This window comes from Halomonas sp. LMYGS-3, from assembly GCF_059509875.1.
The window spans coordinates 110437-133410 of sequence record NZ_JCAKFQ010000005.1; the positions used below are offsets into that span (position 1 = coordinate 110437).

Here is a 22974-nt window from a genome sequence, read left to right on the forward strand (position 1 = left end):
GCCATGGCCCGTCGTCCCGCCACCAAGAAGCGCGGTGCCACTACCAGCAAGCGCCGCGCCGCCCCGCGGACCAGCCGCGGCGTGCCGGGCTGGCTGTGGGGCCTCGCCGGCCTCGTGGCCGGCTTCCTGCTCTCCCAGCACCAGCACGGTGCCGCGCCGTGGCAGGAGGGGAGCGACTCCCCGCTGGCCACGGTGATGCCCCGCACGCCCTCGTCCGGCGACGAGGCCGCGCAACGCCCCCCGGCCAGCCCCGCGCCGGAGGAGCCGCGCATGCCGACCTTCGAGTTCTACACCCTGCTGCCCGAGTCCGAGGTGGTCGCGCCGCGCAGCGAAGTGCCCGCCTCCACCGCCCGGCCACCGGCGCCGCCCCCCGAAGTGGCCGAGACCGAGGCCGAGGCCGAGGCGGCGGTCGCGCTCGATGACGATCCCATCGCCCGGGTGATCGCCGCCAACCTGCGACCTCAGGACACCGCGCCCGAGGCGCCGGCGCTACGCCCGGCCAACGGCAACCGCTACATGCTCCAGGCCGCCTCCTTCCGCGAGTCCGGCGATGCCCAGCAGCTGCAGCAGCGCCTGCGCAACCTCAGCCTGGTGGCCCAGGTCAGCCAGGTACAGGCCTCGGGTGGCGAGACCTGGCACCGGGTGCAGGTCGGCCCCTTCGATGACAGCCGCGAGCTCAATCGCGCCCAGGACCTGATGATCACCCAGGGGATAGAGCCGCTCCTCATCAGGCTGCAGAATTAGCCGGCCGGCCCGACGTCGTCGCCCGGCGGTTGAATTCCGGACGCTCTGCCCGCACTTCCCCTGAGAGCTCAGTCACGGCGCCCGGGCCACCCCCGCAGCGCCGAAAGTCATCGGGAGCCACCCGCTCCCCCAAGGAGTCCCCTCCATGACCACGATCGTTTCCGTGCGCCGCGGTGACCAGGTCGCACTGGCCGGCGACGGCCAGGTATCGCTGGGCAACACCGTGATGAAGGGCAATGCCAGCAAGGTACGACGCCTCTACCGCGGCGAGGTGCTGGCGGGCTTCGCCGGCGGTACCGCCGACGCCTTCACCCTCTTCGAGCGCTTCGAGGCGCAACTCGAGAAGCACCAGGGCAATCTGGTCAAGGCCGCCGTGGAGCTGGCCAAGGACTGGCGCACCGACCGCGCCCTGCGCCGCCTGGAGGCGCTGCTGGCCGTCGCCAACAAGGATGCCTCACTGATCATCACCGGCAACGGCGACGTGGTGGAACCCGAGCGTGGCATCATCGCCATCGGCTCCGGCGGCAACTTCGCCCTGGCCGCGGCCCGCGCCCTGCTCGAGAACACCGACCTCACGGCCCGCGAGATCACCGAGAAGTCACTGGAGATCGCCGGCGACATCTGTGTGTTCACCAACCACCACGTCACCCTCGAAGAGCTTTCTTCCACGGAACGCTAAGGCCGCCCCCATGACCCAGATGACCCCCCGCGAGATCGTCCACGCCCTGGACCAGTACATCATCGGCCAGCAGGACGCCAAGCGCGCCGTGGCCATCGCCCTGCGCAACCGCTGGCGCCGCATGCAGCTCGAGGGCGACCTGCGCCAGGAAGTGACGCCCAAGAACATCCTGATGATCGGCCCCACCGGGGTGGGCAAGACCGAGATCGCCCGACGCCTGGCCAAGCTCGCCCGGGCTCCCTTCATCAAGATCGAGGCCACCAAGTTCACCGAGGTGGGCTACGTGGGCCGCGACGTGGAATCGATCATCCGCGACCTGACCGAGGCCGCCATCAAGCTGGTGCGCGAACAGGCCAAGGAGGAGGTCGGCCACCGTGCCGAGGACGCCGCCGAGGATCGTATCCTCGACGCCCTGCTGCCCCCGCCCCGTGGCCAGGAGGACGCGCCTCGCCAGGACAGCTCGACCCGCCAGCTCTTCCGCAAGAAGCTGCGCGAAGGGCAGCTCGACGACAAGGAGATCGATATCGAGATCACCCCCCAGGGCCCGGGTATCGACATCATGACCCCGCCGGGCATGGAGGAGATGACCAGTCAGCTGCAGAGCCTGTTCGCCGGCATGGGCAAGCAGAAGACCGAGACCCGCCGCGTGGCGGTGAAGGACGCCTTCGCGCTGCTGCGCGACGAGGAGGCCGCCAAGCTGGTCAACGAGGAGGAGATCAAGCACCGCGCCATCGACGCGGTGGAGCAGAACGGCATCGTCTTCCTCGACGAGATCGACAAGGTGGCCAAGGGCAGCGGCCAGTCCAGCGGCGGCGAGGTCTCCCGCGAGGGCGTGCAGCGCGACCTGCTGCCGCTGATCGAGGGCTCCACGGTCTCGACCAAGTACGGCATGGTCAAGACCGACCATATCCTGTTCATTGCCTCCGGCGCCTTCCACCTGTCGCGGCCCTCGGACCTGATTCCCGAGCTGCAGGGCCGGTTGCCGATCCGCGTCGAGCTCGATGCGCTGACCCCCGACGACTTCAAGCGCATCCTCACCGAACCCTCGGCCTCGCTGACCAAGCAGTACCAGGCCCTGCTGGCCACCGAGGGGCTCGACATCTCGTTCACCGCGGACGGTATCGAGCGCATCGCCGAGATCGCCTGGAAGGTCAACGAGGGCACCGAGAACATCGGCGCCCGCCGCCTGCACACGGTGATGGAGCGCCTGCTCGAGGAGGCCTCGTTCAAGGGCGCCGACATCGGCAGCCCGCTCGCGATCGACGCCGCCTACGTCGACTCCCAGCTCGCCGAGCTGGCGATGGACGAGGATCTGTCGCGGTATATTCTCTAATCCCAGCTATAAGCCTTAAGCTATAAGCTGTAAGCCCTAGGGCGCGGACTGCGCGGCGCCGGGGACAGGTCGAAGCGGAGGTCCGATGCCCTGGATGGCATCGGTAGCGCCCAGGGAGGGTTCACAGCGCCTCCGCGAAGGTCTGTCGCCGGGATAGCCGCGCCTCCACCACGCCATAAGCGGAGGCATACCATGACCGCCCCGATTCCCACCAAGGTGCATTACCACAAGAAGGACCGCGAGCTCGAGCTCACCTACGAAGGAGGCGAGAGCTACCGGCTGTCGGTGGAGTACCTGCGGGTCTTCTCGCCCTCGGCCGAGGTGCGCGGCCACGGCGGCGATACCGCCACCCTCCAGGTCGGCAAGAAGCACGTCGGCCTGAAGAACATCACCCAGGCCGGCCGCTATGCGCTCAAGCTGCACTTCGACGACGGCCACGACAGCGGCCTCTACAGCTGGGACTACCTGCACGCGCTGATCCGCGACCGGGAGGCCAACTGGGCCGACTATCTCCGCCGCCTGGAGGAGGCCGGCGCCTCGCGCGAGCCCTTGGGCATCGAGATCAAGCAGTTGTAGGCGGTCGGCGTCAAGACAAGGGCAACCGGGGGAGGCTACAATGGCATCCATTGTCGAGGCCACCGCCTCCCCTCACCGCAGCGATTCGGGAGCCCTACTGCATGAGCCCTCTCTCCAGCCCCGGGGACAAGCGCACCACCCACTTCGGCTACCAGGAGGTACGGGTCGAGGAGAAGGCGTCCCGCGTGGCCGACGTCTTCCACTCGGTGGCGGCCCGCTACGACGTGATGAACGACCTCATGTCGCTGGGCATCCACCGCCTGTGGAAACGCCTGACCATCGAACGCGCGGGCGTCAGGCCGGGGCACAGCGTGCTCGACATCGCCGGCGGCACCGGCGACCTGACGCTGAAATTCTCGCACCTGGTGGGTCCGCGCGGCCGTGTGGTGCTGGCCGACATCAACGAATCGATGCTGCGGGTGGGCCGCGACAAGCTGCTCGACAACGGGGTCGGCGGCAACGTCGAGTACGTCCAGGCCAACGCCGAGTGCCTGCCCTTCCCCGACAACAGCTGCGACTGCATCACCATCGCCTTCGGCCTGCGCAACGTCACCGACAAGGATGCCGCCCTGCGCTCCATGACCCGGGTGCTCAAGCCCGGGGGGCGACTGCTGGTGCTGGAGTTCTCCAAGCCGGTCAGCCCGGTGCTTTCCAGGGCCTACGACGAGTACTCCTTCCGCCTGCTGCCGAGGATGGGCGAGCTGGTGGCCGGCGACGGCGACAGCTACCGCTACCTGGCCGAGTCGATCCGCATGCACCCCGACCAGGAGACCCTCAAGGGGATGATGGAAGCCGCGGGACTGGAGCGCGTCGAGTACACCAACCTCACCGGCGGCATCGTCGCCCTGCACCGCGGCATCAAGCTGTGAGGCCGTGATGTCGCTGACCCCGACCCTCCTGCTGGCCGGCCTGGAACGCACGATCAATGCCCTGCTGGCCCGTGATCCGGCAGCGCCGGCGCGGCTGGCGCACCTCGCCGGCCATCGCCTCCTGCTGCGGCTCGAGCGCCCCGCCCTGGCGCTGGCCGTGCATTTCCACCCCCACGGCCTCGACCTGCTGCGTCCGGACGACACCACGGAGGAGACCTTCGACGCCATCGTCGAGCTCGACGCCGAGACCGCCGGCGAGCTGCTCGGCGGCGCGTCCATCGAGCGGTTGATGTTCCAGGGCAAGCTCGCCGTGCGCGGGCGCATCCACCTGCTCGAGGCGACCCGCGACCTGCTGCTCGACCTCGACCTGGACTGGGAGGGCGAGCTCGCCCGCTGGCTCGGCGACGTCCCCGCCCACAGCCTCGCCGAAGGGCTGCGCGGCGTCGCCCGCTGGGGACTGCGCACCCGTGACGAGCTCTGTGCCGACGTCTCCGAGTATGTCTTCGAGGAGGCGCGCCTGCTGCCCGGGCGTCACCAGCTCGCCGTGCTGCGCGATCACCTCACCGAGCTGGAGGTCGCCACCGACCGCCTCGAGGCACGCCTCGCCCGGCTGCATCGCCGCCTGGTCGCCGAGGAGGCCCGCCCATGATGGCCCTGCGGCTGCTGCGTATCTTCTGGGTGATCACCCGCTTCCGGTTGGACACCCTGCTGCCGCTGGACCGACTGCCCTGGTCGCTGCGCACCCTGTTCACGCTCTCGCCGCTGCGCCTGGTGCCGATCGGTCCGCGCTCGCGCGGCGCGCGCCTGCGCCTGGCGCTGGAGGCGCTGGGCCCGATCTTCGTCAAGTTCGGCCAGGTGCTCTCGACCCGACGCGACCTGCTGCCCGAGGACATCGCCGACGAGCTGCGCCGCCTGCAGGACCAGGTCCCCCCCTTCCCCGGCGCCCAGGCGCGGGCCCGGGTCGAAGAGGAGCTCGGGATGTCCACCGACGAGGCCTTCGCGCACTTCGAGCCCGAGGCGCTCGCCTCGGCCTCCATCGCCCAGGTCCATGCCGCGCGGCTGCACGGTGGCGAAGAGGTGGTGGTCAAGATCATCCGCCCCGACATCGAGCGGGTGATGCGCCAGGACATGGCGTTGATGTACCGCGTCGCGAGCATCCTCAAGCATATCCCGGAGGCGCGCCGGCTGCGCCCGGTCGAGGTGGTGCGCGACTACGAGGCGACCCTGTTCGACGAGCTCGACCTGACCAAGGAGGCCGCCAACACCTCCCAGCTCAAGCGCAACTTCAAGGACTCGCCGCTGCTGTTCGTGCCGGCGACCCACTGGGAGCTGACCCGTCGCCGGGTCATGGTGCAGGAGCGCATCCATGGGGTGCCGGTGGCCGACACCGCGGCCCTGGTCGCCCAGGGTACCGACCTCAAGAAGCTCGCCGAACGCGGCGTGGAGATCTTCTTCACCCAGGTGTTCCGCGACAACTTCTTCCACGCCGACATGCACCCGGGCAATATCTTCGTCTCCTTCGAGCGCCCCCACGACCCGCAGTACATCGCCATCGACTGCGGCATCGTCGGCAGCCTCACCCGCGAGGACCAGGACTACCTGGCGCGCAATCTGCTGGCCTTCTTCCACCAGGACTACTACGAGGTGGCCGCGCTGCACATCGAGTCGGGCTGGGTCGGCGAGAACACCCGGGCCAACGAGTTCGCGGCGGCGATCCGCACCGTCTGCGAGCCGATCCTCGAGAAGCCGCTCAAGGATATCTCCTTCGGCCAGGTGCTGCTGGGGCTGTTCCAGACCGCGCGGCGCTTCAACATGGAGGTCCAGCCACAGTTGGTGCTGCTGCAGAAGACACTGCTCAACATCGAGGGGCTGGGTCGGCAGCTCTATCCCGACCTGGACCTGTGGCGCACCGCCAAGCCCTATCTCGAGGAGTGGATGAAGGAGCGAGCCGGCGTCAGCGGCTTCTGGGACTCGCTCAAGCGCCAGGCGCCGGAGCTGACGCGCCAGCTGCCGGAACTGCCGGTGCTGGCCCACCAGGCGCTGAGCCGCGTCGAGCACGAACATCGGCAGCGTCATCGACAGACCGAGGCGATGAGCGGCATCCGCAGCCTGCTGCAGCGCCAGGGCAACAGCCGTCGCCGCCTGCGACTGGGGCTGCTGCTGCTGGCCCTGGCGCTGGCCTGGCAGCCACTGACCCAGTGGGCCACGGGGCAACCCTGGCCGGTGGTGGCCGCCGCCGTCATCGGCGTGCTGCTGCTGGCCTGGCACTGACCCTTGGCCGAAATGCGGGGTCACACCCATTAGACACACGTCAAGGGAACCGTCATCGATGAGCGATATTCTCGACCGCCTGCAGGTTGTCCTGGATCAACGACGCCAGGCCGACCCGCAGGACTCCTACGTCGCCGCCTTGCATCACAAGGGCCTGAACAAGATACTCGAGAAGGTGGGCGAGGAAGCCACCGAGACCCTGCTGGCGGCCAAGGATGCCGAGCATGGCGGCGACGCCGAGCGGCAAGCGCTGATCGCCGAAACGGCCGATCTGTGGTTTCATAGCCTGGTGATGCTGGCGCACCTGGATCTCGATCACCGGTCCGTGCTCGACGAACTGGCTCGCCGCTTCGGTGTCTCCGGACACGACGAGAAAGCCGCAAGGCAACAATAGAACGAACTGGCCATTCCGGGGTCTTCCCGTAGCCCCCAACCAGAGGAAACCCATATGTTAGGTGGTATCAGTATCTGGCAGCTGCTGATCGTACTCGGCATCATCATCCTGATCTTCGGCACCAAGAAGCTGCGCAATGTCGGCGGCGACCTGGGTGGCGCCGTGAAGGGCTTCAAGAAGGCCATGCACGAGGACGACAAGGAGCAGGAGAAGGACGAGGGTGAAGAGAAGCCCCAGGCCAAGGTCAGCCAGGACGACGGCGGGGAGACCTATGACGTCAAGGCCGAGCGGAAGGTCGAGGACCAGGAAGAGCGCAAGTAAACCGCCATGTTCGATATGGGCTTTCTCGAACTGCTGATCATCGGCGTGGTAGGCCTGCTGGTGCTGGGGCCGGAGCGTCTGCCCAAGGCCGCGCGTACCCTGGGCCTGTGGATCGGCAAGATCAAGCGGACCGTCTCCGGCATGCAGCGCGAGATCAGCGCCCAGCTCGAGGCCGAAGAGCTGCGTCAGAAGCTCAACGAGCAGCAGAAGAAGCTCGACGAGAGCGTCAAACAGGTCAAGCGCGACGTGGAGAGTCTCGCCGAGCCGGAATCCGGCCAGGCGGACGACAAGCAGCAGGGCCCGGCCTCCGGCCGCGAGGCCGCCGAAGAACCGGCGACGCCGAGCGAGCCGCCGGAGAAACGCCTGGACGACGCCCTGGCCCGCGCGCGCCTCGACACGCCTTCCGATGAACCTGCCGACGCCGTCGACAAGGACCCCACCTCCCGATGAGCAAGACCGGTGACTCCCAGGAGCAGAACCAGGCCCCACTGATCGAGCACTTGATCGAGCTGCGTTCGCGGCTGCTGCGCTCGGTGGTCGCGATCCTGGTGATCTTCCTCGGGTTCTATCCCTTCGCCAACGAGATCTACACCTTCGTGGCCCAGCCGCTGATGGCGCTGCTGCCGGAAGGCTCGCAGATGATCGCCACCGAGGTGGCCTCGCCCTTCCTGGCGCCCTTCAAGCTGACGCTGGTGCTGGCGGTGTTCGTTGCCATCCCCTACGTGCTGCATCAGGCCTGGGCCTTCGTCGCTCCCGGCCTCTACGACAACGAGAAGGCCCTGGCGCTGCCCATCCTGGCCTCCAGCGTGATGCTCTTCTACGCCGGTGCCGCCTTCGCCTACTACGTGGTCTTCCCGCTGCTGTTCCAGTTCTTCACCCAGACCGGGCCGGAGAACGTGGCGGTGATGACCGACATCAACCAGTACCTCAACTTCGTGCTGAAACTGTTCTTCGCCTTCGGCGTGGCCTTCGAGATCCCCATCGCCACCTTCCTGCTGATCGCCTCCGGTGCCACCACGGTGGAGAGCCTGGCGAAGAAACGCCCCTACATCATCCTCGGCTGCTTCGTGGTGGGTATGCTGCTGACCCCCCCGGACGTGATCTCCCAGAGCCTGCTGGCGGTCCCCATGTACCTGCTCTACGAGGTGGGTCTGCTGTTCGGCCGCCTGGCACGGCGCAAGAAGCGCGAGGCGGAAGGCGACGAGCCGTAAGCTGGAAGGCAGCCAGTCGCCACCAATCCCTGTGTCAAGATCTTTCTTCTAGCTTCCAGCCGCGAAGCGGCGCTCTTCCAGCTTCAGGCTTGCAAATCCATCAGCTCGTCCACGCGGTCGACCAGCTTGAAGATGCCGGTAGCCGCCTCGCTGATGCGGGTCGCCAGCATGTAGGCCGGGGTGGTGACCACCCGGTTCTCGAAGTCGACCACGATGTCCTCGACGCCGCAGCTGCGGTGCAGCCCGCCCATGGCGCTGATCGCCCCGGCCACACTCGGGTCGTGCCCGATGGTCACGGCGATGCCGGGCCCCAGCAGGCGCGGCACCATCACCGGACTGATGCACATCAGGCCGATCGGCTTGCGCGCCTCGCGAAAGCCGGCGAGGACCTCGGCCAGCTCGCCGAGCACCTCCATCTCGTCGCCAGCCTCGGCGAAGGTCGAGAGGGTCTTGGCGGCGCCGAAGCCACCCGGCAGGATCACCGCGTCGAACCCAGCGGCGTCGAGCTCGCCCAGTGGGGTGATCTCGCCTCGGGCCAGGCGTGCCGACTCCACCAGCACGTTGCGCGACTCGCCCTCGACCACGTCGCCGCTGCGGTGGTCGATGACGTGATGCTGCGCAATGTCGGGAGCGAAACAGCGATAGCCGATGCCCAGCTGATCGAGGCGCAGCAGGGTCAGGGTGGTCTCGTAGATCTCCGAGCCATCGAACACGCCGCAGCCCGAGAGGATGACCGCCACCTGTTTGCTCATGCCTATCTCCTTGAAGGTCTTCGCCTGCCGACGGGCAGGCGCGATAATCCGAACCCAACACTTTAGAGAGTCGCCCGGGGTGCGACAAGGCGCGACTTTCGACGCAGTGCCGCACTGATATACTCCAAGGCAATACGTTGCCTGTCATCGAACCGCCATCGACGACCCCCACACTGACTCCGTGGCGGTCCCGACCCCACCGCTGGAGAGACGCCTTGAGTTTCATGACCACACGCCAGTTCCCCGCCACCCGCCTGCGTCGCATGCGTCGCGACGACTTCTCGCGCCGCCTGATGCGTGAATCGCTGCTGACTCCCGCCGACCTGATCTGGCCGGTATTCGTGCTGGAGGGCGAGGGCCAGCGGGAAGCCGTGCCCTCCATGCCCGGTGTCGAGCGCCTGTCGCTGGACCTGCTCATCGAAGAGGCTCGTGAAGCCCGGGCGCTGGGCATTCCCGCCCTGGCGCTGTTCCCGGTGGTCGATGCCCCGCTGAAGAGCGAGATGGCCGAGGAGGCCTACAGCTCCGCCGGCCTGGTCCAGCGCAGCGTGCGCGCCCTCAAGGACGCCATCCCCGAGCTCGGTATCATGACCGACGTGGCCCTGGACCCCTACACCAGCCATGGCCAGGACGGCATCCTCGACGAGCACGGTTACGTGCACAACGACCGCACCGTCGAGACCCTGCTCAAGCAGGCGCTCTCCCACGCCGAGGCCGGCGCCGACGTGGTGGCCCCCTCGGACATGATGGACGGGCGCATCGGTGCCATCCGCCAGGTGCTCGAGCAGGAGCACCTGGTCAATACCCGCATCATGGCCTACAGCGCCAAGTACGCCTCGCGTTACTACGGCCCCTTCCGTGACGCCGTGGGCTCCGCCGCCAACCTGGGCCGTGCCGACAAGACCACCTACCAGATGGACCCGGCCAACGGCGACGAGGCGCTCCACGAGGTGGCCCTCGACCTCGCCGAGGGGGCCGACATGGTGATGATCAAGCCCGGCATGCCCTATCTCGATGTGGTACGCCGGGTCAAGGAGGAGCTGAAGGTCCCGACCTTCGCCTACCAGGTCAGCGGCGAGTACGCCATGCACATGGCCGCCTTCGACCATGGCTGGCTCGACGCCGACGAGGTCATCCTCGAGTCGCTGCTCTGCTTCAAGCGCGCCGGTGCCGACGGCGTGCTGACCTATTTCGCCAAGCGGGCGGCGAGGCTGCTCGCCCCCTGAGGAAGGGGCCCGGTGGCGCGGGGCCCGTCCATCGATGCCAGGAGACCGGATGGAAGACCCGCGCAGTCCCGACAGCCATGGCCACACCGATGTCTCGCCGGCCGAGCCCCTGGCCGGCGAGCCCCTGCCCAGCGAGACGACGGCCGAACAGCCCGCGCCCCGGCTGAACCAGACCCGCGCCGGGATCAAGCCCAAGGTGGTCCACGCCGATCTCGACGACCCGAGCCTCTACTTCAATCGCGAGCTGTCGCACCTGCAGTTCAATATCCGGGTAATGGAGCAGGCCCTGGATGAGGCCCACCCGCTGCTCAACCGGCTGATGTTCCTGCTGATCTTCTCCTCCAACCTGGACGAGTTCTTCGAGATCCGCGTGGCCGGGCTGAAGAACCAGGTGGCGCTGGAGGACGACGCCAGTGGCGCCGACGGGCGCGCGCCACGCTCGGTGCTCGCCGAGATCTCGCGCATCGTCCACGAGCAGGTGGCGCGTCAGTACCGGATCCTCAACGAGGTGCTGATGCCCGCCCTGGAGGCCCACAAGCTGCGCTTCCGCCGCCGCGACGACTGGAGCGAGGCCCAGCGGGCCTGGGTCCGCGACACTTTCGATGCCGAGATCATGCCGGTGCTGAGCCCTATCGGCCTGGACCCGTCCCATCCCTTCCCGCGGCTGGTCAACAAGAGCCTCAACTTCATCGTCGAGCTGGAGGGCACGGACGCCTTCGGCCGCGAGGGCGGCCTGGCCATCCTGCCGGCGCCGCGCTCGCTGCCGCGGGTGATCGCCCTGCCCGCCGAGTTCTGCGAGGAGGGCTTCAGCGAGTACGTCTTCCTGTCGTCGATGATCCATGCCCATGCCGAGGAGGTCTTTCCCGGCATGGCGGTGCGCGGCTGCTACCAGTTCCGCCTGACCCGCAACGCCGACTTCTCGGTGGACCCGGAGGAGGTCTCGGACCTTGCCTCGGCGCTGCGCGGCGAACTGCTGGCACGCCGCTACGGCAGCGGGGTACGACTCGAAGTGGCCACCAACTGCCCCGACGAGCTGGCGCGCTTCCTGCTCGCCCAGTTCTCCCTGGAGGAGAGCGACCTCTATCGCGTCGACGGGCCGGTGAACCTGACCCGCATGATGTCGGTGCTGCACGAGGTGGACCGTCCCGAGCTGCTCTACCGGCCGTTCACCCCGGGGCTGCCCAGGCCGCTGGGCCGCAAGGAGAGCCTGTTCGCCGCCATCGCCGCCGGCGACATCCTGCTGCACCACCCCTTCCAGGCCTTCTCGCCGGTGGAGGAACTGCTGCGCGAGGCGGCCCGCGATGCCGAGGTGCTGGCGATCAAGCAGACCCTCTACCGCACCGGGGCCGACTCACCCATCGTCGATGCCCTGGTAGAGGCCGCCGGCAACGGCAAGGAGGTCACGGTGGTGATCGAGCTGCGCGCGCGCTTCGACGAGGCCGACAACCTGGCCCTGGCCTCGCGGTTGCAGGAGGCCGGCGCCATCGTCATCTATGGCGTCATGGCCTACAAGACCCACGCCAAGATGCTGCATATCGTGCGCCGCGAGCGCGGCAAGCTGCGCCACTACGCCCACCTGGGCACCGGCAACTATCACTCGAGGACGGCCCGGCTCTATACCGACTACAGCCTGCTCACCGCCCACCGGGGGCTGTGCGAGGACGTTCACCGGGTCTTCCAGCAACTCTCGGGGATGGGCCAGACCCGTCGGATCGAGACCCTGCTGCACGCCCCCTTCACCCTCCACGAGGGGCTGGTGGCCAGGATCGACCGGGAGGCCGAGCATGCCCGTCAGGGCAAGCGCGCCCACCTGATCGTCAAGTGCAACTCGCTGACCGAGCCGAAGCTGATCCAGGCGCTCTACCGCGCCTCACAGGCCGGCGTAGCATGCGACCTGATCATCCGCGGCATGTGCTGCCTGCGGCCGGGCATTCCCGGCGTCTCGGAGACCATCCGGGTGCGCTCGATCATCGGCCGCTTCCTCGAGCACACCCGGGTCTTCCACTTCCACAACGACGGCAAGCCGGAGACCTGGTGCTCCAGCGCCGACTTCATGGCCCGCAACATGTTCCACCGGGTGGAGATCGGCTTCCCGCTGCTGGAGAAGAAGCTCGCCGCCCGGGTACGCAAGGACCTGGAGACCTACCTGGTGGACAACTGCCAGAGCTGGCTGCTGCAGCCCGACGGCAGCTACCTGAAGCGGGTGCCCGGCGACGAGGCCCCGATCAGCGCCCAGGAGACGCTGCTCTACGCCTACGCGGCGCGAGCCTGACGCCGCTCAGCCGCGACGGAAGGCGCGCAGGTCCTCGGGGTCGAAGCCGTCGACCCGCTCGGGCAATCCTCTCTCCCGGCGGGCGATCCTGACGGTCTCGCGCTCGGCGAGCAGCTCGGCGTCGTCGTCGAGGGTGCGCCCGTTGAGCTCGGCGAGCTGGGCCATGCCCTGGTGGTAGAAGGAGAGCACGGCGAGCGCCGTGTCGTTGTCCTCCGCCACGGCCCGCCGCAGCGCCGGCAGGTAGCCGCTGACCCGCGACAGGTGGTGCTTGAGCTGCCACACATAGCGCATCTCGTTCATCCAGGGGCGCTCGCGCAACACCGCGAACACCAGGCTGGTGGCCAACAGGCCCAGCAGCACCCCCAGGGCATTGAGCCAGAAGCCTCCGTCGAAGGCGGCGCTCAACAGCTGCGAGAACACCAGCCCGAAGACGATCAGCTGGCCGGCCATCGCCAGGCTGATCATCCGCGCCTTGCGGCGATAGGTTTCGGGGTCGTGGTCTTCGAACTGGAACGGCATGGGGCCTCCGGGCGACGAGTCGTGAATCGACGGCATTATCCCGACATCGCCACCCGGGGTACAGGCCTTCTCCATCGTCCCCAGCGCATTGCAGATAGGCTGCACCACTCGGGGCTGATCCGGCGGCAGGCCTTCGAGGAGGCGCTGTGAACCCTTCCCTGGGCGCTACATTCTTCTTGCTGCGCTCTCGCGTCCTGCTCCGCTTGCAAGGCCGGTGCACGCCATCCATGGCGTGCCCGTTCGGCTTTCGCCTCACCCCTGAAGAATGACCTCCTCTTCGGCCTACCCCCGGCGCCCCTCGCTACGGACCACCTCAGCGCAGGCGCTCCGCGGCGCTGAGCAGCAGCTGCTCGGTGGTCTCCCAGCCGAGGCAGGCGTCGGTGACCGAGACCCCGTAGCGCAGTCGGCCCGGGGCCAGCGGCTGCTTGCCCTCATGGAGATGGCTCTCGATCATCAGGCCACACAGGGCAGACTCGCCGGCCTGACGTTGGTCGAGCACGTCGAGCAGCACTTCGCTCTGGCGGCGATGGTCCTTGCGCGCGTTGGCGTGGCTGCAGTCGACCATCAGCCGCGGTACCAGGCCGGCCTGCTCCAGGGCGCGGCGTGCCGCCTGCACGTGCCGTGCCTGGTAGTTGGGCTCGCCATGGCCGCCGCGCAGCACCAGATGGGTATGGGCGTTGCCGGCGGTTTCCTGCACCACCGGCCGCCCTTCCCCATCGAGGCCGAAGTGGCGGTGGGGATGGGCCGCGGCGCGCATGGCGTCGAGCGCCACGCCGATATCGCCGCTGGTGGCGTTCTTGAAGCCCACCACGGCCGGCAGGCCGCTGGCCAGCTCCCGGTGCAGCTGGGACTCGGTGGTGCGGGCGCCGATCGCGACCCAGGCCAGCAGGTCGTCGAGGTAGGGGGCCAGCATCGGCTGCAGCAGCTCGGTGGCCACCGGCAGGCCGAGCGCGGCGATGTCGCGCATCAGCCGGCGCGAGAGTTCCAGCCCGGTCGCCATGTCGCCGCTGCCGTCCAGGGCCGGGTCGTAGGCGAGCCCCTTCCAGCCCACGGTGGTGCGCGGCTTCTCGACATAGACCCGCATCACGATCAGCAGGCGGTCGTCGACCCGCGGCGCCAGCTCGGCCAGGCGACGGGCGTAGGCCAGGGCGGCGTCGGGGTCATGGATGGAACAGGGGCCGACCACCACCAGCAGGCGGTCGTCGCGGCCGTCAAGGATGTCGCGGATGGCCCGGCGGTGGGCGTCGACCCGCTCGGCGAGGCCGGGGCCGAGCGGCAGCACGCGGCGCAGCTCACCGGCGGTAGGCAGGGCACGGACGGGAGGGGTGGTGGGACGGGCGGTGTCGTTCAGGGTCGCGGTGGCGAGAGAAGCGGTCATGGCATCAACTCCGTGAAGCGGGCAAACATCGTGTCGAGGTCGTGCCACCGATGGCATCACGGTCGGAGGTGGCGCACTGGCCCGACCGCGCGTCGCTAAATCGCCAGGCGCCGTAATAGCCGCGACCGAGGGTCGGGTAACGGAGCGGGAAAGCGATGGCTGCGGTCATGATGCGTCTCCTCGATGAAGGTCTCGTGTCGTCCCGAAAAGCAGAACCCCCGGGCGGGATTGCCGTCCGGGGGTTCTGTGGCGGAGGCAACCCTTGGGGGGCGTGCCTCGCGGCGCTGTCTCTGCTCAGTCGGTCGTCAGGACATGGCCACCGGCACGCCGGTGCTAAACCAATATCCAGACCAATAGCGACGCCCCGCAACGAGCGCCTCGCCAACGCCGGCGGCCATCACGCCGCGGGCGGCGTTCGGGCAACGAGTGGCTGAGGGGCGGGTCGGTGTCATGGTCATCTCCTGAGCGATACTCGCCATCGTGCCGCAACGAACCGGGCTTGGCAAGCCCGGCCGGCGGCGATCAGCTGCCGGCGACCTGCACCCAGCCGATGGTGGCCGGCAGAGCGCTCATGCTCACCAGCACCACCAGGCCCAGTACCACGGCCAGCAGGCCGCTCTCGTCCTTGAAGTCATCGTCGTGTTCGGCCATCCGGTACTCCTTCTTCGAGGGTTGCATTGTCAGGGTGGTGGGGATTCTAGCGGAGATGCCGCCCGCCATCGACCGGCAGGGTGATCCCAGTGACGTAACGATTGTCGAGCAGGTAGCGCAGGCTCTGGTAGATCACCCCGGGCCCCGGGATCATCTCCATCGCCGACTTGGCCTTCGCCTTCTCGACATAGCGCTCGCTGTCGCCCTCGCCCAGCATGATCAGTGCCGGGGCGATGGCGTTGACCTGGATCGACGGGGCGTACTGGGCCGCGAAGGAGAGCGTCAGGTTGGCCAGCCCCGCCTTGGTGGCGGCATAGGCGGCGTGCTTCTTCGAGCCCTTCTGCACCACGTAGTCGGTCAGGTGCACGATGTCGCGCTGGGGCTCGCTGCACGCCTCGAGCAACTCACGACAGTGCAGGTTGATCAGATAGGGCGCCAGCATGTGGATGCGGAACAGCCGCTCGAACTCGGCCCCGGCCGCCTCGCCGTCGGCATCCGGCGCCCAGTCGCTGGCGTTGTGGACGATCGCCCGCAACGCATCGGTGTGCTCCTTGAGCCGCGCGATAAAGTCGAGTATCCCCGCCTCGGTCGAGAAGTCGGCCCCGAGCGTCACGATGCCCCGCACGCGCAGTTCCTCCAATTCGGGACGTTCGCGGCGGTAGCTGACGATCACCGGATGGCCGTCGTCGCGCAGGCGTTCGGCACAGTGACGCCCCAGGCGCTGGGCACCGCCGGTGATCAGGATCGGGGCGGCGCTCATCCGAGCCTCTCCCGCACCAGGCTGCCCACCGTGGGCACCAGCGGCTCGCGCGGTGCATAGGCGAAGACGTCCGAGAAGACCCGCGAGCGCTCGAGCCCCAGGGAGGCCAGCACGTCGACGCAGGCGTAGACCATGCCCGGCGATCCCGAGAGGTAGACGTCATGGCCGGCGACGTCGTCGAGCCCCTCGGCCAGGGCCTGGTCGATGCGACCGCGATGGGCGAGGATCCGCTCGCCCGCCACCGGCTCCTCGGGCACAACTTCGGTGACCACGTGGAAGCGGAAGTCGGTGTGGGTCTCGGCCCACTCCCGCGGCAGCCGCTCCAGATAAAGGTCGCGATGCTCTCGGGCCGCCCACCAGAGATCGATGCATCGCGCGGGGTCGGCGGCCAGTGCCGCCTCGACGATCGCCTTCATCTGGGCGAAGCCGGTGCCGGCGGCGACCAGCAGCAGGGGCCGGGCGCTGTACGGGTCGAGCACGCAGTCGCCGCCGGGCAGGCGCAGGGTGAGCCGTTCCGCCACCGCGACCATCTCGCGCAGCCGGGCCGAGTTCTCACGCTCCGGCCAGTGCTGGATATGCAGCTCGATCACGCCATCGCCGCCATGGGCGTTGGCGATCGAGAACGGCACCCAGGTCGCGTCGTCGAGTTTCAGTTCCAGATACTGGCCGGGCGCGTGGGCCACGGCCTCGGCACGGCCTTCCAGAGTGACGCGGAAGACGTCGGGGGTGAGATCCTCTACCTCGGTCACCTGGCAGGTCAGGGTCCTTGCCGTCATGAATGCCTCGTGTCGTTGTCAGGGGGGAGCGCGATGCCCAGTTCGTGCCAGCGTTCGCTGACGCGGGCCTTGACGCCCTCGTCCATGACGATGGGCGTGCCCCACTCGCGGTCGGTCTCGCCGGGCCACTTGCCGGTGGCGTCCAGGCCCATCTTGGAACCCAGGCCGGCCACCGGCGAGGCGAAGTCGAGATAATCGATGGGCGTGTTCTCGACCAGCACGGTGTCCCGCGCCGGGTCCATGCGCGTGGTGATCGCCCAGATCACGTCCTTCCAGTCGCGGGCGTCGACGTCGGCGTCGAGCACCACCACGAACTTGGTGTACATGAACTGACGCAGGAAGCTCCATACCCCCATCATCACCCGCTTGGCGTGGCCCGGGTACTGCTTCTTCATGGTCACCACCGCCATGCGGTAGGAACAGCCCTCCGGCGGCAGGTAGAAGTCGACGATCTCGGGAAACTGCCGCCTCAGGATGGGCACGAAGACCTCGTTGAGCGCCAGCCCCAGGATCGCCGGTTCATCGGGTGGCCGGCCGGTGTAGGTGGAATGGTAGATGGCATGCTCGCGCATGGTCATGCGGGTCACGGTGAACACCGGGAACTGCTCGACTTCGTTATAGTAGCCGGTATGGTCGCCGTAGGGGCCTTCCGGCGCCATGTCATCGGGGTAGATGAAGCCTTCCAGGATGATCTCGGCGGACGCCGGAACGTCCAGGTCGGCATGGCCGCACTGGACCAGCTCGGTGCGCGCACCGCGCAACAGCCCGGCAAAGGCGTACTCGGAGAGGCTGTCGGGCACCGGGGTCACCGCGCCGAGGATGGTGGCCGGGTCGGCCCCCAGCGCCACCGCCACCGGGAAGGGCTCGCCGGGATGGGCGCGCTGAAACTCCTGGAAGTCGAGCGCCCCGCCGCGGTGCGACAGCCAGCGCATGATCAAGCGGTTGCGTGAGAGCTTCTGCTGGCGGTAGATGCCGAGGTTCTGGCGCTTCTTGTGCGGACCGCGGGTCACCACCAGGGCCCAGGTGACCAGGGGCGCCACGTCGCCCGGCCAGCAGTGCTGGATCGGCAGGCGGTCGAGGTCGACCTCGTCGCCCTCGTAGGCCAGCGCCTGCACCGGGGCCGAGCGCACCGTCTTCGGCCCCATGCTCATCACCTGCCGGAAGATCGGCAGCTTCTCCCAGGCGTCGCGGAAGCCCTTGGGGGGCTCGGGCTCCTTGAGGAAGGCGAGCAACTCGCCCACCTCGCGCAGCGCCGCCACCGACTCCTGGCCCATGCCCATGGCCACCCGCTGCGGCGTGCCGAACAGGTTGCCGAGCAGCGGCATGGCGTGTCCCTTGACGTTCTCGAACAGCAACGCCGGCCCGCCGGCACGCAGGGTGCGGTCGCAGATCTCGGTGATCTCCAGGTAGGGATCGACCTCGGCGGTGACGCGCGTCAGCTCCCCCCGGGCCTCCAGGGCCGCGATGAAGTCGCGCAGATCCTTGTACTTCATGGATGAAGTTCCCGTTTCCCGAACGACGAAAGGGGCAGAATAACATCTGCCCCTTTGCGGTGCTGCGGCGTCGGATCTACCGGCGCTTCATGGCCTCGAAGAACTCGATATTGGTCTTGGTATCCTTGAGGCGGTCGATCAGGAATTCGGTGGCCGCGGTGTCGTCCATGGGGTTGAGCAGCTTGCGCAGGATCCACATGCGCTGCATCTCGTCCTCGGAGGCGATCAGGTCCTCGCGGCGGGTGCCGCTGCGGCGGATGTTGAGCGCCGGGTAGACCCGCCTCTCGGCCAGCTTGCGGTCCAGGTGGGCCTCCATGTTGCCGGTGCCCTTGAACTCCTCGAAGATCACCTCGTCCATCTTGGAGCCGGTATCGACCAGGGCGGTGGCGATGATGGTCAGGCTGCCGCCCTCCTCGATGTTACGCGCCGCGCCGAAGAAGCGCTTGGGCTTCTCCAGGGCGTGGGCATCGACGCCGCCGGTAAGCACCTTGCCCGAGCTCGGCACCACGGTGTTGTAGGCCCGCGCCAGGCGGGTGATGGAGTCGAGCAGGATCACCACGTCCTTCTTGTGCTCGACCAGGCGCTTGGCCTTCTCGATCACCATCTCGGCGACCTGGACATGGCGCGCCGGCGGCTCGTCGAAGGTCGAGGCGACCACCTCGCCGCGCACCGTGCGCGACATCTCGGTCACCTCTTCCGGACGCTCGTCGATCAACAGCACGATCAGGTGGCACTCGGGGTTGTTGCGGGTGATCGAGGTGGCGATGTTCTGCAGCATCAGCGTCTTGCCCGCCTTGGGCGGCGAGACGATCAGGCCGCGCTGGCCCTTGCCGATGGGCGCGGTCAGGTCGATGATCCGCGCGGTGAGATCCTCGGTGGAGCCATTGCCGATCTCCATGCGCAGCCGCTCCTGGGGGAACAGCGGCGTAAGGTTCTCGAACAGGATCTTGTGCTTGGCGTTCTCCGGCTTGTCGAAGTTGATCTCGCTGACCTTGAGCAGCGCGAAGTAACGCTCCCCTTCCTTCGGCGGACGAATCTTGCCGGAAATGGAGTCGCCCTTGCGCAGGTTGAAGCGCCGGATCTGCGAGGGCGACACATAGATGTCGTCGGGCCCCGCGAGATAGGAGCTGTCGGCGCTGCGCAGGAAACCGAAGCCGTCCTGGAGGATCTCCAGCACCCCGTCGCCGTAGATGGCCTCGCCGCTCTTGGCATGCTTCTTGAGGATGGCGAAGATGATGTCCTGCTTGCGGGACCGCGCCAGGTTGTCGATGCCCATCTCGCGGGCGATCTCCAACAGCTCCGGCACTGGCTTTTGCTTGAGTTCGGTAAGATTCATCGGTGTGTTCAGAAGTTGCTCGTGGAAGCCGGGCGGCAGTGCGCCGTGCGGAAAGACAGGGGGCGAGACGATTACGCCGCGTGAGTGCGTTCAGAGCCCTCGCAGGCATCCACTCGTCGTATCGCGGGGCTCGTCAGGAAGTACGGACCGGGGACGGGCGACCGGAAAAGGGGTCACCGCGGCGATGACAGATTCGAGGGAGCAGCATCATTTTCGCCTGATCAACGGCTCACGGCAATATGACCATGATTGCACGCTGACGCAGTGGGCTTTCTGACGACTTGGAAACTGACCGGTACGGGGACGCCGTGTAGCGGTCGGGAAGCATTCGGAACAGGCGAACGCCTCGATACTAGTCAAGGGCGCGGACAAACGCAACCCCTGCCGGACGAGCCGGCATAATTGACAAGCCCCCGGGGTGCCCGCACCCTTGGCATCTCGACCGAAGGACACCCGCATGAACCAGCCCACGGACAGGCACTCTCGCCGCTCCCGGGCGCTCGCGAGCCGGCCGGCGACGGCCCCGCAGCGCCTCGCCGCCATCGATCTCGGCTCCAACAGCTTCCACCTGCTGGTGGCCAACTATCAGGACGACCGGCTGCAGGTGGTCGCCCGGCTCGGCGAGAAGGTGCAGTTGGCCGCCGGCCTGGACGACGAGGGCCGGCTGAGCGAGTCGGCCATGCAGCGCGCCCTGGAGTGCCTGGCCCGCTTCGCCCCCTTCCTCGCCGATATCGCCCCGGGCCACCTGCGGGTGGTGGGCACCAACGCCCTGCGCGACGCCACCAACAGCCAGGTCTTCATCGAACGGGCCGAGGCGCTGCTGGGCAGCCGTATCGAGATCGTGGCCGGCCGCGAGGAGGCACGCCTGATCTATCTGGGCGCCGCCCATGCCCTGGCCGAGGACGGCCGCCGGCTGATCGTCGACATCGGTGGCGGCTCCACCGAGTTCATCATCGGCGAGCGCTTCGAGCCCCGGGCCCTGGAGAGCCTGCGCCTGGGCTGCGTGAGCTTCACCCGACACTTCTTCGGTGACGGCGAGATCAGCGAGCAGCGCATGCGCCGGGCCGAACTCGCCGCCCTCTCCGAGCTGGCCAACATTCGCCGCCCCTACCGGGAGCTGGGCTGGGCCGACCCGGTCGGCTCCAGCGGCACCATCAAGGCCGCCGCCGCGGTGCTGGCCGCCGCGGGCACCGCCCCCGAGGGGATGATCACCCGACAGGGACTGCGCGAACTGCGCGCGCGACTGATCGAGTGCAGGCGCCTCGACCGGGTCGCCATGGAGGGCCTCAAGGCCGACCGGGCGAAGGTCTTCCCCGCCGGAGTCGCGATACTGGTCGCGATCTTCGAGGCCTTCGAGCTCACCACGATGCGCTACGCCGATGGCGCCCTGCGCGAAGGGGTGCTCTACGACATGGTCGGGCGCAACGGCCCCGAGGACTCTCGCCTCAAGACCCTGGCGAGCCTCGAGCGCTGCTACGGAGTCGACGAGCGCCAGGCCGCCAACGTGGCCGCCACCGCCGCCGCCCTCTTCGAGCAGGTGCGCGGAGCCTGGGGGCTCGATGACGACCAGGCCCGCTTCCTCGACTGGGCCAGCCGGCTCCACGAGATCGGCCTGGCGATCTCCCACAGCCAGTTCCACCGCCACGGCGCCTACCTGCTGGAGCACGCCGACCTCGCCGGCTTCTCGCGCCCCGAACAGCGGCTGCTGGCCTTTCTCGTCCGCGCCCATCGACGCAAGTTCCCGCTGAAGGAGTGGCAGGCCCTACCCGCCTCGGAACGGCGCTCCCATGCCCGGCTGGCCCGGCTGCTGCGCCTGGCGGTGCTGCTCAACCACTCCCGCCCCGAACGGCCTCCCGCCACGCCGCGCCTCGAGGCCCGCGGCGACGCGTTGCGGCTGGGGCTCGACGGGAGCGACGACCCGGGGCTACTGCTCACCGACCTCGAACAGGAGGCCGCCTACCAGCAGGCGGCCGGCTTCACGCTGACCCGGGACCTTCGCTGAGCCACCCCTCGGCGACCGCGACCCAGTGCCCCGCCCCGGCATCCAGTACCGCCACGGGCTCGCTGCCGTGATGGACCACCAACAGTCGCTCGCGGGCCCAGGGCGGCACACCGAGCTCCTGCAGCAGCCGCTTGAGATCACGGGTGCCGCGGCCGGGCAGGCGCAGCCGCTCGCCACCGCGGCGCATCGCCACCCGCAGCCCGGCCGGCTCACCGTCGCCGCGCGATAGGGCCACCCGCGCCTCGCCCAGGGGCGTGCCGAGCGGCGCCGCGCCGCTCCATTCGGCCTGCCAGTCGAGCGGCAGCGCCGCCACGGGCGCCAGCAGATGGAGATGCCCGCGCCAGCAGCGTGCCTCGCCGCCCGGCCACGCCACCCGCACTTCGGCATCGGATCGTGCGCCCAGCTGTACCAGCAGGGTTTCCAGGCGTCTCGCCGGCGGCGTGGGTAACCCCAGCCGTCCGCAGGCGTAGCGGATCAGCAGCCGCCGGCGCGGCGCCGACAGGTCGTTCAGCCCCCCCACGGGCAACCGTCCGGCCTCGCCGCCCAGGCGCTCGAGGTCGAGCGCGGCCAGCGCTTCCAGCAGCGCATCGGCTTCCCCGGCCCGCGCCGCGCTGCGCGCCAGGGCCTTGCCGGCGTGGGGCCAGCGGCGCTCGAGCAGCGGTATCACGGCCCGGCGCAGGAAGTTGCGGTCGAGGGACTCGTCGCTGTTGGAGGGGTCGTCGACCCAGGCGAGGTCGAGCCGAGCCGCCTCGGCCGCGAGCTCGGCCCGCGGTCGGTCCAGCAGCGGGCGTTCGAGCCGCCGCCCCTGCAGGTCGCGTCGGTACGGCATCGCGGCGAGCCCGCGAACCCCGCTGCCGCGCAAGGCGGCGAGCAGGAAGGTCTCGGCCTGGTCGTCGCGGTGCTGGGCCAGCCACAGCGTCTCGCCGGGCGGGACGCGCCGCTCGAAGGCGGCATAGCGGGCCTCCCGGGCCGCCCCCTCGAGCCCCGGCCCCTCCGCCGGGTCGACGACGAGCCGCTCGACGAACAGCGGCACGCCGAGCCGCGAGGCGAGCCGGCGGCTGTGGACCTCGAAGTCGTCGGCGGCCACCTGCAGGCCGTGGTGCACATGCAACGCATGGAGTGGACGGGGGTGGCGACGGCAGGCCGCGGCGGCGAGCGTCAACAGCAGCGAGGAGTCGAGCCCACCGGATAGGGCCACCCAGACGCCACGCCCCGGCGGGGTCTGGGCCAGGGCGTCATCGATAAGAAGCTGAAGGGACATGGCGAGCTCTTGAACGAAGCACCGAGGAGGCCCCAATGGGGTCAGACCCCGGCCAAGTTGCCTTGCCTGTCGTAGTACTCCATGCCTGCCGAACCGGCACCCGCCGGGGTCTGACCCCATTGGAGCGCCAGCGCTGGAGACCTGCCGACAATC

23 protein-coding genes are annotated in these 22974 nt (G+C 68.7%); 14 read left to right on the forward strand and 9 right to left on the reverse strand.

Annotated features, from left to right (window positions below):
• The first annotated feature begins 3 nt into the window (after positions 1-3).
• The 11 genes from AC5W54_RS06545 (at position 4) to tatC (ending at position 8398) form a co-directional block, all read left to right on the forward strand.
• On the forward strand, positions 4-744 hold the full coding sequence (locus AC5W54_RS06545) for an SPOR domain-containing protein (protein WP_495961264.1): 741 nt from the start codon (positions 4-6) through the stop codon (positions 742-744).
• 145 nt (positions 745-889) lie between these two features.
• Entirely contained in the window at positions 890-1423 is a 534-nt protein-coding gene (hslV, locus tag AC5W54_RS06550; protein WP_495961265.1) for an ATP-dependent protease subunit HslV, read from the forward strand.
• Positions 1424-1433: 10 nt separating this feature from the next.
• Positions 1434-2756 (forward strand): ATP-dependent protease ATPase subunit HslU, encoded by a 1323-nt coding sequence (gene hslU / locus AC5W54_RS06555; protein WP_495961266.1) that lies wholly within the window; start codon positions 1434-1436, stop codon positions 2754-2756.
• 192 nt (positions 2757-2948) lie between these two features.
• On the forward strand, positions 2949-3332 hold the full coding sequence (locus tag AC5W54_RS06560) for a gamma-butyrobetaine hydroxylase family protein (protein WP_495961267.1): 384 nt from the start codon (positions 2949-2951) through the stop codon (positions 3330-3332).
• Positions 3333-3433: 101 nt separating this feature from the next.
• Positions 3434-4201 carry a bifunctional demethylmenaquinone methyltransferase/2-methoxy-6-polyprenyl-1,4-benzoquinol methylase UbiE gene (gene ubiE, locus AC5W54_RS06565; RefSeq protein WP_495961268.1) on the forward strand — a complete coding sequence of 256 codons (768 nt, stop codon included), beginning with the start codon at positions 3434-3436 and terminating at the stop codon, positions 4199-4201.
• A 7-nt stretch (positions 4202-4208) separates the two neighbouring features.
• Positions 4209-4850 (forward strand): ubiquinone biosynthesis accessory factor UbiJ, encoded by a 642-nt coding sequence (locus AC5W54_RS06570; protein ID WP_495961269.1) that lies wholly within the window; start codon positions 4209-4211, stop codon positions 4848-4850.
• The gene (gene ubiB / locus AC5W54_RS06575) at positions 4850-6472 is read left to right on the forward strand and encodes a ubiquinone biosynthesis regulatory protein kinase UbiB (RefSeq protein WP_495961398.1); all 1623 of its coding nucleotides are present in this window, start codon (positions 4850-4852) and stop codon (positions 6470-6472) included. Before AC5W54_RS06570 ends, ubiB begins: the two co-directional genes overlap by 1 nt.
• A gap of 58 nt (positions 6473-6530) precedes the next feature.
• Positions 6531-6866 (forward strand): phosphoribosyl-ATP diphosphatase, encoded by a 336-nt coding sequence (locus AC5W54_RS06580; RefSeq protein ID WP_495961270.1) that lies wholly within the window; start codon positions 6531-6533, stop codon positions 6864-6866.
• Positions 6867-6920: 54 nt separating this feature from the next.
• Positions 6921-7187, forward strand: a complete 267-nt coding sequence (gene tatA / locus AC5W54_RS06585) for a Sec-independent protein translocase subunit TatA (RefSeq protein WP_495961271.1) — start codon at positions 6921-6923, stop codon at positions 7185-7187.
• A gap of 6 nt (positions 7188-7193) precedes the next feature.
• The gene (gene tatB, locus AC5W54_RS06590) at positions 7194-7637 is read left to right on the forward strand and encodes a Sec-independent protein translocase protein TatB (protein ID WP_495961272.1); all 444 of its coding nucleotides are present in this window, start codon (positions 7194-7196) and stop codon (positions 7635-7637) included.
• Positions 7634-8398, forward strand: coding sequence for a twin-arginine translocase subunit TatC (tatC, locus tag AC5W54_RS06595; protein WP_495961273.1), 765 nt, complete (start codon positions 7634-7636; stop codon positions 8396-8398). Before tatB ends, tatC begins: the two co-directional genes overlap by 4 nt.
• Before the next feature lie 83 nt (positions 8399-8481).
• Here tatC and elbB read toward each other — a convergent pair whose 3' ends face one another.
• Positions 8482-9150 carry an isoprenoid biosynthesis glyoxalase ElbB gene (gene elbB, locus AC5W54_RS06600; protein ID WP_495961274.1) on the reverse strand — a complete coding sequence of 223 codons (669 nt, stop codon included), beginning with the start codon at positions 9148-9150 and terminating at the stop codon, positions 8482-8484.
• Positions 9151-9374: 224 nt separating this feature from the next.
• Between elbB and hemB the strand changes: the two genes are divergently transcribed.
• Entirely contained in the window at positions 9375-10373 is a 999-nt protein-coding gene (hemB, locus tag AC5W54_RS06605) for a porphobilinogen synthase (RefSeq protein WP_495961399.1), read from the forward strand.
• A 49-nt stretch (positions 10374-10422) separates the two neighbouring features.
• Positions 10423-12645 (forward strand): polyphosphate kinase 1, encoded by a 2223-nt coding sequence (gene ppk1 / locus AC5W54_RS06610; RefSeq protein ID WP_495961275.1) that lies wholly within the window; start codon positions 10423-10425, stop codon positions 12643-12645.
• A gap of 6 nt (positions 12646-12651) precedes the next feature.
• Here the strand turns inward: ppk1 and AC5W54_RS06615 are convergent, their stop codons facing one another.
• The 7 genes from AC5W54_RS06615 to rho form a co-directional block, all read right to left on the reverse strand.
• Entirely contained in the window at positions 12652-13164 is a 513-nt protein-coding gene (locus tag AC5W54_RS06615; RefSeq protein WP_495961276.1) for a DUF3087 family protein, read from the reverse strand.
• A 313-nt stretch (positions 13165-13477) separates the two neighbouring features.
• Complete coding sequence (locus AC5W54_RS06620) at positions 13478-14542, reverse strand: 3-deoxy-7-phosphoheptulonate synthase (protein WP_495961277.1); 1065 nt, start codon at positions 14540-14542, stop codon at positions 13478-13480.
• A gap of 522 nt (positions 14543-15064) precedes the next feature.
• Positions 15065-15193 (reverse strand): hypothetical protein, encoded by a 129-nt coding sequence (locus tag AC5W54_RS06625; protein ID WP_495961278.1) that lies wholly within the window; start codon positions 15191-15193, stop codon positions 15065-15067.
• Between the two features lie 46 nt (positions 15194-15239).
• On the reverse strand, positions 15240-15953 hold the full coding sequence (folM, locus tag AC5W54_RS06630; protein WP_495961279.1) for a dihydromonapterin reductase: 714 nt from the start codon (positions 15951-15953) through the stop codon (positions 15240-15242).
• A complete protein-coding gene (locus AC5W54_RS06635) occupies positions 15950-16729 on the reverse strand; it encodes an NAD(P)H-flavin reductase (RefSeq protein ID WP_495961280.1) in 780 nt (259 codons plus the stop codon). The genes folM and AC5W54_RS06635 overlap by 4 nt, the downstream gene beginning before the upstream one ends.
• Positions 16726-18222, reverse strand: coding sequence for a 4-hydroxy-3-polyprenylbenzoate decarboxylase (gene ubiD, locus AC5W54_RS06640; RefSeq protein ID WP_495961281.1), 1497 nt, complete (start codon positions 18220-18222; stop codon positions 16726-16728). The genes AC5W54_RS06635 and ubiD overlap by 4 nt, the downstream gene beginning before the upstream one ends.
• Before the next feature lie 76 nt (positions 18223-18298).
• Entirely contained in the window at positions 18299-19558 is a 1260-nt protein-coding gene (rho, locus tag AC5W54_RS06645) for a transcription termination factor Rho (protein ID WP_495961282.1), read from the reverse strand.
• A gap of 457 nt (positions 19559-20015) precedes the next feature.
• Here rho and ppx point away from each other — a divergent pair, with 457 nt between their 5' ends.
• On the forward strand, positions 20016-21560 hold the full coding sequence (ppx, locus tag AC5W54_RS06650) for an exopolyphosphatase (RefSeq protein WP_495961283.1): 1545 nt from the start codon (positions 20016-20018) through the stop codon (positions 21558-21560).
• Here the strand turns inward: ppx and tilS are convergent.
• Positions 21535-22821 (reverse strand): tRNA lysidine(34) synthetase TilS, encoded by a 1287-nt coding sequence (gene tilS, locus AC5W54_RS06655; protein ID WP_495961284.1) that lies wholly within the window; start codon positions 22819-22821, stop codon positions 21535-21537. The genes ppx and tilS overlap by 26 nt on opposite strands.
• Positions 22822-22974: the final 153 nt, after the last annotated feature.

Coding starts and splice junctions, on each gene's coding strand:
- AC5W54_RS06545 (WP_495961264.1), top strand. CDS start 4: ATGGCCCGTCGTCCCGCCACCAAGAAGCGCGGTGCCACTACCAGCAAG.
- hslV (WP_495961265.1), top strand. CDS start 890: ATGACCACGATCGTTTCCGTGCGCCGCGGTGACCAGGTCGCACTGGCC.
- hslU (WP_495961266.1), top strand. CDS start 1,434: ATGACCCAGATGACCCCCCGCGAGATCGTCCACGCCCTGGACCAGTAC.
- AC5W54_RS06560 (WP_495961267.1), top strand. CDS start 2,949: ATGACCGCCCCGATTCCCACCAAGGTGCATTACCACAAGAAGGACCGC.
- ubiE (WP_495961268.1), top strand. CDS start 3,434: ATGAGCCCTCTCTCCAGCCCCGGGGACAAGCGCACCACCCACTTCGGC.
- AC5W54_RS06570 (WP_495961269.1), top strand. CDS start 4,209: ATGTCGCTGACCCCGACCCTCCTGCTGGCCGGCCTGGAACGCACGATC.
- ubiB (WP_495961398.1), top strand. CDS start 4,850: ATGGCCCTGCGGCTGCTGCGTATCTTCTGGGTGATCACCCGCTTCCGG.
- AC5W54_RS06580 (WP_495961270.1), top strand. CDS start 6,531: ATGAGCGATATTCTCGACCGCCTGCAGGTTGTCCTGGATCAACGACGC.
- tatA (WP_495961271.1), top strand. CDS start 6,921: ATGTTAGGTGGTATCAGTATCTGGCAGCTGCTGATCGTACTCGGCATC.
- tatB (WP_495961272.1), top strand. CDS start 7,194: ATGTTCGATATGGGCTTTCTCGAACTGCTGATCATCGGCGTGGTAGGC.
- tatC (WP_495961273.1), top strand. CDS start 7,634: ATGAGCAAGACCGGTGACTCCCAGGAGCAGAACCAGGCCCCACTGATC.
- elbB (WP_495961274.1), bottom strand. CDS start 9,150: ATGAGCAAACAGGTGGCGGTCATCCTCTCGGGCTGCGGCGTGTTCGAT.
- hemB (WP_495961399.1), top strand. CDS start 9,375: ATGACCACACGCCAGTTCCCCGCCACCCGCCTGCGTCGCATGCGTCGC.
- ppk1 (WP_495961275.1), top strand. CDS start 10,423: ATGGAAGACCCGCGCAGTCCCGACAGCCATGGCCACACCGATGTCTCG.
- AC5W54_RS06615 (WP_495961276.1), bottom strand. CDS start 13,164: ATGCCGTTCCAGTTCGAAGACCACGACCCCGAAACCTATCGCCGCAAG.
- AC5W54_RS06620 (WP_495961277.1), bottom strand. CDS start 14,542: ATGACCGCTTCTCTCGCCACCGCGACCCTGAACGACACCGCCCGTCCC.
- AC5W54_RS06625 (WP_495961278.1), bottom strand. CDS start 15,193: ATGGCCGAACACGACGATGACTTCAAGGACGAGAGCGGCCTGCTGGCC.
- folM (WP_495961279.1), bottom strand. CDS start 15,953: ATGAGCGCCGCCCCGATCCTGATCACCGGCGGTGCCCAGCGCCTGGGG.
- AC5W54_RS06635 (WP_495961280.1), bottom strand. CDS start 16,729: ATGACGGCAAGGACCCTGACCTGCCAGGTGACCGAGGTAGAGGATCTC.
- ubiD (WP_495961281.1), bottom strand. CDS start 18,222: ATGAAGTACAAGGATCTGCGCGACTTCATCGCGGCCCTGGAGGCCCGG.
- rho (WP_495961282.1), bottom strand. CDS start 19,558: ATGAATCTTACCGAACTCAAGCAAAAGCCAGTGCCGGAGCTGTTGGAG.
- ppx (WP_495961283.1), top strand. CDS start 20,016: ATGAACCAGCCCACGGACAGGCACTCTCGCCGCTCCCGGGCGCTCGCG.
- tilS (WP_495961284.1), bottom strand. CDS start 22,821: ATGTCCCTTCAGCTTCTTATCGATGACGCCCTGGCCCAGACCCCGCCG.